This window comes from Streptomyces diacarni, from assembly GCF_003323715.1.
GTDB lineage: Bacteria > Actinomycetota > Actinomycetes > Streptomycetales > Streptomycetaceae > Streptomyces > Streptomyces diacarni.
The window spans coordinates 66833-80555 of sequence record NZ_QOIN01000026.1; the positions used below are offsets into that span (position 1 = coordinate 66833).

Consider the following 13723-nt stretch of genomic DNA (forward strand, 5'->3'; position numbering starts at 1 on the left):
CTCCCCTGCGGACGTCCAGCCCGCTGTCCGTGCGGACGTCCGCGTCGATCCGGAGGGCCGCGACATCCACGGGGAGGCACAGCGCATCCGGGCGCGGGGCACCGCCGCGACACTGGTGGAGCTGCCCTCCGGCATCCACGCCTGGTACGTCAGCGAGTACGACGTCCTCAAACAGCTCCTGCGGGATCCGCGCGTCTCCAAGGACCCGCGCAAACACTGGCCCGCCTGGCAGCGCGGCGAGTTCCACGACACGTGGATCCGCACCTGGGTCAGCGTCGAGAACATGCTCAGCTCCTACGGCGAGGACCACAAGCGGCTGCGCAAGCTGGTCGCCCCCGCCTTCACCGCGCGGCGTACGGCCGCCATGCTGCCCCGTGTGGAGCGCATCACCGGCGAACTGCTCGACGCCATGGAAGACGACGCGGCACGTGACGGGACGGTGGACCTGCGCGCCTCCTTCGCGCACCCGCTCCCGATGAACGTCATCTGCGAGCTGTTCGGCGTGCCCGAGGAGCAGCGGCCGGAGATGAAGCGGCTGATGGACATGGTCATGGACACCACCCGCACGCCCGAACAGGCGGGACAGACGGCGGTGGACATGCAGGCGGCCTTCACCGCGCTCGTCGAGTCGAAACGCGCCGAACCGGGCGAGGACCTGACCAGCGTCCTGGTCGACGCACGGGACGAGGAGGGCGCCGCGCTCTCCGAGAAGGAACTCCTCGACACCCTGCTGCTGATGATCGGCGCCGGGCACGAGACGACCGTCAACCTCATCGGCAACGCCGTCCACGCCCTGCTCACCCACCCCGAGCAGCTGCGACTCGTCCTGGACGGCGAGGCCTCCTGGGACGACGTCATCGAGGAGACACTGCGCTGGGCGCCCAGCATCGCCAACCTGCCGCTGCGCTACGCCGTCGAACAGATCACGCTCCCCGACGGCACCATGATCGGGCAGGGCGACGCCCTCCTCTCCACCATCGCCTCGGCGAACCGGGACCCGGCCAAATACGGCGCGGACGCCGCACGGTTCGACATCCGGCGGGCGGGTGGCGGAGAGCACCTGTCCTTCGGGCACGGAGTGCACTTCTGCCTGGGCGCCCCGCTGGCCCGTATGGAGGCCCGCACGGCACTGCCCGCCCTCTTCGACCGCTTCCCGAAACTGCGTCCGGCGGTGCCGCCCGAGGAGATGGCGCAGGTCGCCTCCTGCATCGCCTTCGGGTACGCGGGCATCCCCGTGCGGCCGGGAGGGTGAGCCCTCGCACCACATGAGGCCGGAGGTGGCGGGGAGCGGGCGGCCCGGAGGACAGGGCCGGGCCGCCGCTCCCCGCCACCTTCTTCAGTACCCGGCCTGACCGCGTCTTGAGGCCCGGCCTGCCCGCGTCTTGTCGAGGGCCCGCCTGACTTCTTGAGGGCCCGCCTGCCCGCGTCTTCTGGAGGGCCGGGCCGGCTCACGTTCCGGGGGCGCCAGGACCGGCAGGGCCTCGGCAGTCACGCTCCTGGCCACAGCCCTTCGTCCGTCAGGCCGAGCAGGTCGATGGCGTTGCCCCGCACGATCCGCTCCACCAGATCGGCGGGCAGGTGGCCCATCTGCTGCTCACCGACCTCCCGGGACTTGGGCCAGGTCGAGTCCGAGTGCGGGTAGTCGGTCTCGTACAGGACGTTGGGGACGCCGATGGACTCCACGTTCCGCAACCCGAACGCGTCGTCGAAGAAGCAGCCGTAGACGTGCTCGGCGAACAGCTCGGACGGCGGGCGCAGCACCTTGTCCGCCACGCCGCCCCAGCCGCGGTTCTCCTCCCAGACCACGTCGGCGCGCTCCAGGATGTACGGGATCCAACCGATCTGCCCCTCCGCGTACATGATCTTCAGCCGGGGGAAGCGTTCGAACGCGCCGCTCATCAGCCAGTCCACCATCGAGAAGCAGCAGTTGGCGAACGTGATGGTGGAGCCGACGGCGGGCGGTGCGTCCGCCGACGTCGAGGGCATCTGACTGGAGGAGCCGATGTGCATGGCGATGACGGTGCCCGTCTCGTCGCAGGCCCGCAGGAAGGGGTCCCAGGCGTCCGTGTGGATGGACGGCAGGCCCAGGCGCGGAGGGATCTCCGAGAAGCAGACGGCGCGCACGCCCCGTTCGGCGTTGCGTCGTACCTCCTGTGCGGCCAGTTCCGCGTCCCACAGCGGTACGAGTGCCAGCGGTATGAGGCGCCCTTGCGCGTCGGGCCCGCACCACTCCTCCACCATCCAGTCGTTGTAGGCGCGTACCCCCAGCAGCCCCAGTTCCCGGTCCGTGGCCTCGGTGAAGGTCTGGCCGCAGAACCGCGGGAAGGTGGGGAAACACAGGGCCGACTGCACGTGGTTGACGTCCATGTCGGCCAGGCGCTCGCGCACGTCGTAGGAGCCCGGGCGCATCTGCTCGTAGGTGATGGCCTCCAGCCGCACCTCGTCCCTGTCGTAGCCGACGGCGGTGTCCAGCCTGGTCAGCGGGCGGTGCAGATCCTCGTACACCCACCAGTCGGCGAGCGGCCCCTCGTCGCCCGGGTTGCCCATCGCCGGGGTGAACTTGCCGCCGACGAAGGTCATCTCCTTCAGGGGGGCGCGCACGATGCGGGGCCCGGTGTCGCGGTAGCGGGACGGGAGCCGGTCCCGCCATACGTGCGGGGGTTCGACCGTGTGGTCGTCCACCGAAATGATCCTGGGGAAGGTCTCCATGCCCACCACCGTAGCGTCGAACCTGACGACCCGTCAGCTACCGCGTCGCGCCCGAACGCGCACTCGCGCCCCCGTTCCGACTTCCCCGCCGCCCGCGCGCCTCGCCACGGCGGCTCCCTCAGCGCTTCCGTTCGGGGCGTGGAGTCGCTCCGCGCGAACCGGAGCAGCCTTCCGTGCGGACCGAAGCGTCCCTCCGCGCAGACCGAAGCGTCCCTCCGCACAGAACGGAGCGTCCGTCCGCACAGACCGGCGAGGCCCTCCGCACAGACCGGCGAGGCCCTCCGTACGGATGGCTGGGCCTCCATCCGAAGCGACGCGACCCTCCGTCCGGACCGGGACGACCCTCCGTATGCAGCGATGCGGCCCCCCGTACGGGTCGGCACGCCCCGCCGTTCGGGCTCCCCCACCGCACCGCTCGGAACGGCGCGAGGCCATAACCGGCATCCGCCGAATTCGAAGGCTTCGTAGAGAGGCTGGTACCTGAGCTGACGGAAACGCCGCCGACAAGGCAGACTGACCCGTGCGGGGAACGGAGGAGTGCGGATCAGCAGGGGGCACACCAATGGGCGCCGGGGACGACACGTGTAACGGAGCGGGGCAGCGGGATCGCCAGTTGCGGTTCGCCCTGCTCGGTCCCGTGCGCGCCTGGCGCGGGGACCAGCCACTCGGCATGGGCTCCCCGCAGCAGAAAGCCCTGCTGGCGGCGCTGTTGCTGCGCAGCGGTCACACCGCCACCGCGGAAGAACTCATCGACGCCATCTGGGGCGAGGAGCCGCCCGAGCAGGCCAAGGCCGCGCTGCGCACCTACGCCTCCCGCATCCGCAAAGCACTCGGCCCCGACGCGGACCTGCTGGTCAGTGAATCCGGTGGCTACTCCCTCCACACAGGCCCCGAAGCGCCGCTCGACGTCGAGACCGCCCACGACTGCGCCGTCCGCGCCGACAAGGCAGCTTCCGGCGGCGACCGCACCCAGGCCCGCGAACTGTACGGTGCCGCCCTCGCCCAGTGGGACGGTGAACCCCTCGCCCGGATACCGGGGCCCTACGCCGAACACCAGCGCATCCGCCTGGAGGAGTGGCGCCTCAGCCTGCTGGAGCTGCGGCTCGACCTCGATCTCCAGGTCGGCTGTCACGCCGAAGCCGTCAGCGAACTGACCGCACTGACCGCCGCGCACCCGCTGCGCGAACGGCTGCGGGAACTGCTGATGCTCGCCCTCTACCGCAGCGGCCGCCAGGCCGAAGCCCTCGCCGTCTACGCCGACACCCGGCGTCTGCTCGCGGACGAGCTCGGCGTCGACCCCCGCCCCGAGCTGGCCGAACTCCAGCAGCGCATTCTCGAAGCCGACGACGAGCTCACCTACCAGGCCGACGAGCCCACCGCCGCCGCGCCCACGGTCACCCGCCCCGCGCAGCTGCCCGCCACCGTCGCCGACTTCACGGGGCGCACCTCCTTCGTCGCCGAACTCGGCGACCAGCTCGCCCAGGCCGAAGGTACCGTCATGGCCGTCTCCGCCGTCGCCGGCATCGGCGGCGTCGGCAAGACGACACTCGCCATCCACGTCGCCCACGCCGCCGCCGACCGCTTCCCCGACGGGCAGCTCTACGTCGACCTCCAGGGCGCCGGAGCCGCGCCCGCCGACCCGGAAACCGTCCTCGGCTCGTTCCTGCGTGCACTCGGCGTCGCCGACTCCGCGATTCCCAGCGGCGTCGAAGACCGCTCCGCCCTCTTCCGCTCGCTGCTCGCGGGCCGCCGCGTCCTCGCCCTGCTGGACAACGCCCGCGACGCCGCACAGGTCAGGCCCCTGCTGCCCGGCGCCGCCGGCTGCGCCGCGCTGGTCACCAGCCGCGTCCGCATGGTCGATCTCGCCGGAGCGCACCTCGTCGACCTCGACGTCATGAGCCCCGACGAGGCGCTTGCCCTTTTTACCCGCATTGTGGGCGACGAACGGGTGCTCGCCGAGCGCGAGGCCGCGATGGACGTCGTGGCCGCCTGCGGGTTCCTGCCGCTCGCCATCCGCATCGCGGCGGCCCGGCTCTCGGCCCGCCGCACCTGGACGGTCTCCGTGCTCGCCGCGAAGCTCGGCGACGAGAGGCGCCGTCTCGACGAACTCCAGGCCGGCGACCAGGCCGTCGGTGCCACCTTCGAGCTCGGCTACGGCCAGCTCGAGGGCGAGCAGGCCCGCGCCTTCCGGCTCCTCGGCCTCGCCGAGGGCCCCGACATCTCCCTCGACGCGGCCGCAGCGCTCCTCGACCGGACCCAGGAGGACGCCGAGGACCTCCTGGAGTCCCTGGTCGACACGTCCCTCCTGGAATCGGCCGCCCCACGCCGCTACCGCTTCCACGACCTCGTCCGCCTCTTCGCACGGGCGTGCGCGGAGCGCGACGAACAACCACCGAGCGAGTGCGACGCCGCACTGCGGCGGCTGCTGGACTTCTACCTGGCGACGGCGCGCAACTACTACGTCCTCGAACGGCCCGCCGAATCCCTCGTCCACCACCTGGAGACCACGCACCACCCCGGCCTCGCCTTCGCCGACCATGGCGCGGCGATCGAGTGGCTGTTCGCCGAATCGTCCTGCTTCCTCGCCTGCGCCGCGCAGATGGCATCGGGCTCGACACTCCGCCCGGCGGTCGACCTGCTGATGGCCACCAGTGCGCTGGCGGAGGCCGGGAGTTACGGCCGGCAGTACGAGCAGGGGGCGCACTCCTTGAAACGCGTCGCCCAGGAAGTCGGTGACGCGCACGCCGAAGCCCGGGCGCGCTCCGTACTGACGGGAATGCACCTGGCAACGGGCCGCTTCGACGAGGCCGATGGCGAAGCCGGCGCGGCGGGACCGCTCGGCCAGGAGGCGGGTGATCCCATCTCCGCCTCCTACGCGCTCAACGACCGCGGGCTGGTCGCCAACTATCAGGGCCGCCCACTCGACGCCGCGCACTTTCTCGACGCCGCGCTCCAGGCCTTCCGGTCGTACGGGAACAAGCCCGCCGAGGCGAGCGCCCTGTGCAACCTCTCCCGGGTACACACCGTGCTGGGCAAGACGGACACGGCCATTTCGCTGGCCGAGCAGGCACTGGATATCCACGACCACCTGAGCGTGTCCATGCGCCGCGCCACCACCCTGTACGCGCTCGGTATCGCGCTGACCACAGCGGAGCGACTGCCGGAGGCGGAGACGAACTTCTCGGAGGCGCTCCGCATCTTCCAGCAGAGCAGGCAGCGCCTGTGGGAGGGAATGGCGTACTTCCGGCTCGGTGAGGTCCGGCTGGCAGCCGGACGGCCTGCCCAAGCCGCGGGTCTGGCGGAGCAGGCCATGGCCATTCTCCGCAGTGTCGGTGGCCCCTGGCGCCGGGCGAACGCGTTGACGCTGCTCGGGCAGGCGCTGGACTCGTTGGGCCACCACCGCCGTGCACAGGCCTGTTGGCGCGAGGCGCTGGAGCAGTACGAGAGTCTGGACGCCCCGGAGGCGGAGGACGTGCGGCAGCTGCTGGAACGCGAGGCGGCCGCCTGACCGCCTGTGAAACACGGTCACCAACAAGACGTTCATCGATCGTTTATCGACACGCGGCATGCTCTAGAGCAGTCGATCCGGCGCGTCGGGGGGCAGGCGGATCGGCAGGGGGAGGCGGCCCTCCCCCGATAGGGTGAACGGCCCGACTCGTCCGCCCGGCGACCCACGGGGGAGCCGCTGGGCGGACACCTGCCCACCAGATCCCATGGAGGGAACGCCACCATGAGCGACCACGAAGAGAAGGTCACGCCCGAGAGCGGTGAGGTGACCACCAAGGAGCGCAACCAGACCATCAAGCCGCCGGCCGCCGACAGCGCCTCGGGGGAAATGACCACGAACGAGCGCAACCAGACGATCAATCCGGCCAACTGATACCTGCTCTCCGGGGTCCCGAAAGGATCGGGGGGATCCGATGGGGGGAGGACCCCGGAGAGCACACCAGGCCGACAAGCAGGGCGCCCACCAGGGGGAACGAGTGGTTCGGGGGCCGTCCTACGGGGGACACGAGGGCCGCGACCGACGACACAGAGGGGGAGTCGTCGACCGCGGCCCTCGGCGCGTGACCGACTTCCGCCGTTTCTCAGGCCCGTGCCGCGTCAAAGTACAGAGCAGAACACGTATTCGCTTCCGGAGGTGCCTTCATGTCCCGCTCCACCAAGCTCATCGTCACCTGTGCTGCCGCCCTGGGCGCTCTGGGGGCTGCTTCCGGTCCCGCTGTGGCCGCCGGCATGGCACCCTCCGATCGAGTACAGACCATCTCCGTACTGGAGCGGAACTCCACCATCCTCCCCGACCTGGACAACAACCAGGGGACCGTCGCACCCACCGCGACCCGGGACGCCTGAGCGGCCGGCGCGGCGGCCCGGAGGGCCGAAGGGGCTTTCGCCGGCGGTGACGTGCGTCGTCACCGCCGGCTCCGTAGGCGCGTCTTGACCACCTTGCCGCTCGCGTTGCGCGGCAGTGCCGCGACGAATTCGACGTCCCTCGGAACCTTGTAGTTGGCCATCTCCCGACGGGACCAGGCGATGAGGTCGTCGGCCGTGACGGTGGCGCCCGGGTGGCGGACGGCGAAGGCTTTGCCGACCTCGCCGAGCCGGGAGTCGGGCACGCCGATGACGGCGGCCTCGCTGATGTCGGGGTGCCGACTGAGGAGTTGCTCGATCTCGGCGGGGTAGGCGTTGAAACCGCCGACGATGAACATGTCCTTGATCCGGTCGGTGATGCGCAGGTTGCCCTCGGCGTCCAGGACGCCGATGTCGCCGGTGCGCAGCCAGCCGTCGGGGGTGAAAACCTCGGCCGTCTCATCCGGTTCTTCGAAGTAGCCGGACATGACGTGGTAGCCGCGTACCAGGACCTCGCCCGGTTCGCCGGGAGGCTGCGGAGCGCCCGCGGGGGAGACGACTTTCACCTCCGTACCGGGTATGGCCCGACCCGAGGTGCCGGCGACGGTCTCCGCGGGGTCGCCGCGCCGGCACATGGTGACGGTGCCGGACGCCTCGGTGAGGCCGTAGGCGGTCAGAACGGTGCCCACCCTCAGCTCGGCGCGCAGCCGCTCGACCAGTTCGAGGGGGACGACGGCGGCGCCGGTGACGACCAGGCGGAGCGCGCTCAGATCGTGCTGCCGGCGGGCGGGGTGGTCGAGCAGTGCCTGGTGGAGGGTGGGCGGGCCCGGCAGCACGCTGACGCGCTCGGTGGCGATGTGCGCGAGCGCGGTCTCGACGTTGAAGACGGGCTGCGGGATCATCGTCGCGCCGCGCAACAGGCAGGCGATGATGCCCGCTTTGTAGCCGAAGGTGTGAAAGAACGGGTTGACGATGAGGTAGCGGTCGCCTTCTTCGAGCCCGGCCAGTTCGCTCCATGCGGTGTAGACACGGAGCGTCTGTCCGTGGGTGATCACGGCGCCTTTCGGGTGCCCGGTCGTACCCGAGGTGAAGGTGAGGTCGCAGGGCGCGGAGGGGGTGACGCGAGCGGCGCGGGCGTGGACCGCCTCGCGGGAGACAGCCGCGCCGCCGGCCAGGAAGTCCGTCCAGGTGCGGAAGGAGGCGGGCGCGTCCTGCGCCAGGACCACGACCTCTCGTAGGTGCGGCAGTCCCGGCAGTGGGCCTTCACCCAGTCCCTCAGCGGTGGCGCGGCGCAGTGAGGCGACGTACGAGGTGCCCAGGAACGTGCCGGTGATGAACAGCAGCCTGGCGCGGGTCTTGCCGAGGACGTAGGCGGCTTCGGCGCCCTTGAAGCGGGTGTTGAGGGGGACGAGGACGCCGCCGGCGGTGACCGCGCCGAGGGCCGCGACGATCCAGTCGAGGGTGTTGGGCGCCCAGACGGCCACCCGGTCGCCGGGTTCCAGGCCGGAGGCCAGGCAGGCGGCTGCGGCCCGCTCGACACGCTCGCCCAGAGCGGCGTACGAGATCCGGGTGCGCCCCTCGACGACCGCTTCGCGCTCCCCGTAGCGGTCCGCGGCGGCCCGCACGAGAGCCGGGATGGTCGGGGGAACGTTTTCCGCACCCGTTGGAACGGTTTCCGCGCCCGTTCCGGCAGCGGGGCCGGCGACGGCGGACGCCGCGTCAGTGCGGGCCGTCGGGGCGGAGTCGGCAGGGGACGCCGGGACCACTCCGGGTGGGATGTCCTTACCACTCACTGTGCGCCTCCTTGACCGAGCCGCTGCCGCTGCGCTGCTGCGCCGAGCCGTCGCACCGTCGAGCCGCTGCACCGCACAACTGCACTGCTGCACCGCTGCACCGCTGCAGCAGTGCCCCGCTGCTCCCGGACGGATGCACGGCTTTCGTCGCGCACCAGTACCTGACACGCCGTCAGGTTAGCTGTAGCCTCCCGGACTGTCAGCAGCGGTGCACCAGTCAGGTCGCCCGAGGAGGACGCCATGAAGGACGCCACGGCGATCGTCGGCATAGGGCAGACGCCGTTCGCCAAGCGGCTCGACGAGTCCGAGAAGAGCCTGGCCTGCCGCGCCATCCTGGGCGCGCTCGAGGACGCGGGAATCGCCCCCTCCGAGGTGGACGGTCTCGCCTCGTACACGATGGAGGAGACCGACGAGGTCGAGGTCGCCAAGGCGATCGGCGCCGGTGACGTCACGTTCTTCTCCCAGGTCGGCTACGGCGGTGGCGGCTCGTGCGCGACCGTCGCACACCTGGTGGGCGCGATCGCCACCGGACAGGCCACCGTGGGCGTCGCCTGGCGATCCCGCAAACGGGGTTCGGGCACCCGGCCGTGGGGAAACGCCGCGGCACAACTCCCCACGCCCGCGCAGTGGACGCGTCCCTTCGGACTGCTGCGCCCCGCCGACGAGATCGGCATGCTCGCCCGCCGCTACATGCACGAGTACGGGGCCACCCGCGACCATCTCTTCAACGTCGCGCTGGCCTGCCGCAACCGTGCCAACCAGAACCCCGCCGCGATGATGTACGAGCGCCCGCTGACCCGCGAGATGTACATGACGGCCCGCTGGATCAGTGAGCCGCTGTGCCTGTTCGACAACTGTCTGGAGACCGACGGGGCGCTCGCCTGTGTGCTGGTCTCCGCCGACCGCGCCCGCGACTGCCGCCGCAGACCCGTCTACGTCCACGCCGCGGCGCAGGGCCTGCCCGCCCAGCACCACGGCATGGTCAACTACTGGAACGACGATCCGCTGCGCGGCCCCGCGTGGACGGCGGCCCAGCAGCTGTGGAAGCACGCGGATCTCGGCCCCGCCGACGTGGACGTCGCGCAGATCTACGACGCGTTCACCGTGCTCGTCCCGCTCTCCCTGGAGGGCTACGGCTTCTGCGGACGCGGGGAGGGGGCCGCGTTCACCGAGGGCGGCGCGCTGGAGAGCGGTGGCCGTCTGCCGCTGAACACCGCGGGGGGTGGGCTGAGCGAGGCGTACGTGCACGGTTTCAACCTGATCACCGAGGGGGTGCGGCAGCTGCGCGGCACCTCGACCGCGCAGGTGCCCGACGCCTCGACCTGTCTGGTGACGGCGGGCGAGTGCGTGCCCACCTCCGCCCTGCTGCTGAGGAGCTGAGAGCTGTGACGGCGACCGTGACCGCTTCCGTGACCCCTGTTCCCGCGGACGGGATGCTGCTGCCCGTCCCCGACGACGACGGCGCGCCTTTTTGGGCGTACGCCGCGAAAGGCGAACTGCGCGTGCAGGCCTGCCGCGACTGCGGAGCACGTCGCTTTCCGCCACGGCCGTGCTGTCCGCGCTGCCGGTCCTTCGAGGACGAGTGGCAGAGGGTGAGCGGGCGCGGGCGCGTCTGGTCGTACGTGGTCGCGCACCCGCCGCTGCTGCCGTCGTACGCCGCGCTCGCGCCGTACGACGTGGCGGTGGTGGAGCTCGTCGAGGATCCCGCGATCCGGCTGGTCGGCAATCTGGTCGCCGCGCCGGACGCCCCGCTCGGCTCCGTGGACGCCGCCAGGTTGCGCATCGGCGCACCGGTACGGGCAGTTTTCTGCACGCTGGGCGAGGGCGACGAGCGGGTGACGGTGCCGCGCTGGATGCTGGAGCGGCCGTGACCAACGCGGAGGGGGACGCGACCCGTGCCGAGGTGGCCGTGAACGGCGCAGAGGCGGGCGTGAGGAGCGGGGAGGGAGGGGCGTGAGCATCGGGCTGGAGTGCCGGGACGGTGTGGCGACGGTGACGCTGGACCGGCCGGAGAAGCACAACGCGCTCGGCCTCGACGACGCGCGGGCCCTCTCCCGGACGTGGCGGGAGTTGCGAACCGACCGGGCGGTGCGTGCGGCCGTGGTGACCGGTGCGGGTGGGCGGGCCTTCTGCACGGGTGTCGACAGGTCGGCGGTCGCCGACGCGGAGGCCGTGCCGCAGCCGACGTCACCGTTCGCGATCGAGGACCCGTTGCTTTCGATCGGCCCGAAAAGCAACGACCTGTGGATCCCGGTGCTGGCCGCCGTGGAAGGCATGGCCTGCGGGGGCGCGTTCTACCTGCTGAGCGAGGCGGAGTTCCTCGTGGCGACGGAGGAGTCCGCCTTCTTCGACCCGCACACCACCTACGGCATGGTCAGCGCGTACGAGCCCATGGGGATGGCGCAGCGGATGCCGTTCGGCGAGGTGGCACGGATGGCGCTGATGGGAACGGCCGAACGGATCTCGGGCCGGCGCGCTTACGAGACCGGCCTGGTCTCCGAACTCGCCCCGGTGGGCGGGGCGCTGGATGCCGCGCTGGACTGCGCACGGACCCTGGCCTCGTACCCGCCCGAGGCGGTGCAGGGGACGGTACGTGCGGTGTGGGCCGCGAGGGAGGCGGCCCGCAGCCAGGCGATGGCCCAGGCCGCGCCGCTGATCGCCCTCGGCAACCTGCCACCGGCGCGACAGGCGGAGCTGTTCGCGGGGCGCGGGCGGGGCGGCGGCGCCTTCCGCACCCGGTAGGAACACGAGTGCAGCCGGCATCCGGCAGCCGCACGAGTTTTTCGTGTCCGAGGGAACGCGGTTCCGCGCCTGCCGCGCGGAGAGAGTGCCCCTCCGCCCCGGGGAGGGTGCTCCCTTCGTGCGGAGAGGGTGCGCCCCCGCCCAGGGAGGGCACTCCCTTCGTGCGGAGGGGTGCTCCCTCCGTGCAGCAGAGGGAGCACCCCTCGGGCGAGGGTGTCACCTGACCGAGGAGACCTCGCACTCCGCGACGTCCCGCACCTTCGACGGGGTCTCCATCGGCACCTTCACCGACCGTGAATTGCCGCCCTTGACGGTGGTGTGGGCGGAGCCGGAGTCGATGATCTCACCGGCCGCGTCGAGAAAGTCCACCTCGACGACGAAGGTGCCCGACCTGTCGCCCGAGTTGCGCACCCGCACGGTCGCACCGGGCTTCGTCCCCGGCTTGGCCTGGGCGCACTCGGTCACGTACCCGGACCCGTTCGCGCTGCTGCCACCCGAACTGCTGCTGGAGCTCGAACTTCTGGAGCTGCCGGAGCTGGAGTAGCCGCTGGTGTAGCCACTAGTGGAGCCACTGGTGGAGCCGCTGCCGTAGTCGCTGTCCGAGCTGCCGGTGTGGCTGTGGCTGCTGGACTTCTCGCTGCTGCAGCCGCCTCCGCCGTGGCCACTGCTGCGGCTCTTGCCGCCACCACCGCTGTGACCACCCGACGAGCGGGCCTGGCTGAACCCCGTCAGCGCCAGCAGGACGACCGAGACGGCGGCGATCAGCTTCAGATGCCGCAACCGCTTCATGAGAACCCCCGAAAACACGTGGACACCACAACCGTTGTCGCGTCCAGTTCAACCATTGCCACCGGCTCAAGACGCCCACAGTGGCGAGGGGGTTCCCGGCGGCGTAGCGTCGAGAGCGGATCACGCACCCGTACGGCGTCGGGAGCGGCGCCGGGAAGCGAGGCGAGACCATGATCCGCAACGCGATCGGGTCGCTACTCGCCCTCATCGGGGCAGCGGCCGCCGTCTACAGCCCCTTCCGACCGTGGTACGACGGTCGCCTCGGACGCGACTTCCGCCTCGACTCCCTCTTCCAGTCCGCCGGCATCACCGGAGCGGCCGCGGCCTTGTTCACCGGCCTCTTCGTGCTGATGCTGGTCGCGGCAGTCATCGCTGTACTGGGCGTGCTGGCGCGCTCGCGCACCCTGGTGCTCGTCGCGGGCGTACTGGCACTGGGCTTCACCATCCTGTGGATGGTGCGCCAGGGACAGGCCGCGGGCAGCCTCACGGCCGGCAGCACAGGGGGCCTCGCCTCGGGCGCCTGGCTCGGCCTGGGAGGCGGCGTTCTGCTGCTGCTCGCCGGCGCCATGATGGCCGGGCGCCGAGCCGTGCGCCACCGCGCCGCCGCGCCCTCCCGCACGGAAAGAGGCGAGGACGGGGACACACTGGAGCAGCCGTACGCGGGGCAGTCCCCGCCCCAGCAGCCGTACGCGGGGCCTCCCTCGTCCCAGCAGCCGTACGCCGGTGCACCGCCCTCTCCCCCTCCGGCGGAGCCGTACCCGCAGCCGTATCCGGGACAGCCCGGAATGCGCGAGGCTCCCCCGCAGCAGCAGTACCCGGGCCCCCAGCCCCCCGAGCCCGGCGCGGCACCGTACGAGCAGCCCGCCCCCGGACCGGCCGCCCCGCAGCAGCCGGAACAGCACGGGACGGAGCCTTACCAGTACGAGCCGTACGGGACGCAGCCTTACCAGCAGGAGCCGTACGGAACGGACCCGCACGCGCCGGAGCCGTACGAGTCACGTGCCGGCACCCAGGGCGCTCCGCTGGACGAGCCGTACGAGCCGAGCCCGGCCACGACGGAGACCGGTCCGCAGACGGAAGCCGAGCGGCAAGCGGGTGCCGCCCCGCGGACGGAAGGGGAGACTGACGCGGAGGCGGAGACGGGACGGGGATCCGATCCGATGGACAACACGCGTCCCTTCCCGACGGCTCCCCCGCCGCCTGCCGACCGCCCCGGGGACGAGGACGAGGACACCTGGCGGCACAGAGGACGCGACGCGGCGTGAGGCCGGCCGCACGGTGGCACGGTCGCGCTCCAACGGAGGCCGAAAACCCACGTCCGCCGGGCCGCCCGCGGGGGC

General features: G+C 71.7%; 11 protein-coding genes. 8 read left to right on the plus strand and 3 right to left on the minus strand.

Going from position 1 to position 13723, the window contains the following annotated elements:
* Positions 1-64 precede the first annotated feature (64 nt).
* Positions 65-1252 (plus strand): cytochrome P450 family protein, encoded by a 1188-nt coding sequence (locus DTL70_RS02755; protein WP_245978961.1) that lies wholly within the window; start codon positions 65-67, stop codon positions 1250-1252.
* 236 nt (positions 1253-1488) lie between these two features.
* On the opposite strand, the gene DTL70_RS02760 is transcribed toward DTL70_RS02755, so the two are convergent.
* Positions 1489-2709: an amidohydrolase family protein gene (locus tag DTL70_RS02760; RefSeq protein WP_181860752.1), complete on the minus strand. Its 1221-nt coding sequence runs from the start codon at positions 2707-2709 to the stop codon at positions 1489-1491.
* Positions 2710-3271: 562 nt separating this feature from the next.
* On the opposite strand from DTL70_RS02760, the gene afsR reads away from it, so the two are divergent.
* From afsR to DTL70_RS02770, 3 genes are all read left to right on the plus strand, one after another.
* Positions 3272-6217 carry an SARP-family global regulator AfsR gene (afsR, locus tag DTL70_RS02765; protein WP_114020209.1) on the plus strand — a complete coding sequence of 982 codons (2946 nt, stop codon included), beginning with the start codon at positions 3272-3274 and terminating at the stop codon, positions 6215-6217.
* Positions 6218-6439: 222 nt separating this feature from the next.
* Positions 6440-6589, plus strand: a complete 150-nt coding sequence (locus DTL70_RS33390) for a hypothetical protein (protein ID WP_181860753.1) — start codon at positions 6440-6442, stop codon at positions 6587-6589.
* Between the two features lie 269 nt (positions 6590-6858).
* Entirely contained in the window at positions 6859-7062 is a 204-nt protein-coding gene (locus tag DTL70_RS02770) for a hypothetical protein (protein ID WP_114020210.1), read from the plus strand.
* Between the two features lie 59 nt (positions 7063-7121).
* Here the strand turns inward: DTL70_RS02770 and DTL70_RS02775 are convergent, their stop codons facing one another.
* On the minus strand, positions 7122-8696 hold the full coding sequence (locus tag DTL70_RS02775; RefSeq protein ID WP_220183588.1) for a FadD3 family acyl-CoA ligase: 1575 nt from the start codon (positions 8694-8696) through the stop codon (positions 7122-7124).
* Positions 8697-9092: 396 nt separating this feature from the next.
* On the opposite strand from DTL70_RS02775, the gene DTL70_RS02780 reads away from it, so the two are divergent.
* The 3 genes from DTL70_RS02780 (at position 9093) to DTL70_RS02790 (ending at position 11594) form a co-directional block, all read left to right on the plus strand.
* Positions 9093-10232 carry a lipid-transfer protein gene (locus DTL70_RS02780; RefSeq protein WP_114020212.1) on the plus strand — a complete coding sequence of 380 codons (1140 nt, stop codon included), beginning with the start codon at positions 9093-9095 and terminating at the stop codon, positions 10230-10232.
* Between the two features lie 53 nt (positions 10233-10285).
* Complete coding sequence (locus tag DTL70_RS02785) at positions 10286-10723, plus strand: Zn-ribbon domain-containing OB-fold protein (RefSeq protein ID WP_114020306.1); 438 nt, start codon at positions 10286-10288, stop codon at positions 10721-10723.
* An 82-nt stretch (positions 10724-10805) separates the two neighbouring features.
* Positions 10806-11594 (plus strand): enoyl-CoA hydratase/isomerase family protein, encoded by a 789-nt coding sequence (locus tag DTL70_RS02790; protein WP_114020213.1) that lies wholly within the window; start codon positions 10806-10808, stop codon positions 11592-11594.
* Between the two features lie 216 nt (positions 11595-11810).
* Here the strand turns inward: DTL70_RS02790 and DTL70_RS33395 are convergent, their stop codons facing one another.
* Positions 11811-12374 carry a hypothetical protein gene (locus DTL70_RS33395; RefSeq protein WP_181860754.1) on the minus strand — a complete coding sequence of 188 codons (564 nt, stop codon included), beginning with the start codon at positions 12372-12374 and terminating at the stop codon, positions 11811-11813.
* Positions 12375-12553: 179 nt separating this feature from the next.
* Between DTL70_RS33395 and DTL70_RS34720 the strand changes: the two genes are divergently transcribed.
* The gene (locus DTL70_RS34720) at positions 12554-13648 is read left to right on the plus strand and encodes an MFS transporter (RefSeq protein WP_114020214.1); all 1095 of its coding nucleotides are present in this window, start codon (positions 12554-12556) and stop codon (positions 13646-13648) included.
* The last annotated feature ends 75 nt before the right edge of the window (positions 13649-13723 follow it).

Excerpts from the sequence above, each read along its gene's own strand:
- DTL70_RS02760 (WP_181860752.1), bottom strand. The coding sequence starts at position 2,709 with ATGGAGACCTTCCCCAGGATCATTTCGGTGGACGACCACACGGTCGAA.
- afsR (WP_114020209.1), top strand. The coding sequence starts at position 3,272 with ATGGGCGCCGGGGACGACACGTGTAACGGAGCGGGGCAGCGGGATCGC.
- DTL70_RS33390 (WP_181860753.1), top strand. The coding sequence starts at position 6,440 with ATGAGCGACCACGAAGAGAAGGTCACGCCCGAGAGCGGTGAGGTGACC.
- DTL70_RS02770 (WP_114020210.1), top strand. The coding sequence starts at position 6,859 with ATGTCCCGCTCCACCAAGCTCATCGTCACCTGTGCTGCCGCCCTGGGC.
- DTL70_RS02780 (WP_114020212.1), top strand. The coding sequence starts at position 9,093 with ATGAAGGACGCCACGGCGATCGTCGGCATAGGGCAGACGCCGTTCGCC.
- DTL70_RS02785 (WP_114020306.1), top strand. The coding sequence starts at position 10,286 with ATGCTGCTGCCCGTCCCCGACGACGACGGCGCGCCTTTTTGGGCGTAC.
- DTL70_RS34720 (WP_114020214.1), top strand. The coding sequence starts at position 12,554 with ATGATCCGCAACGCGATCGGGTCGCTACTCGCCCTCATCGGGGCAGCG.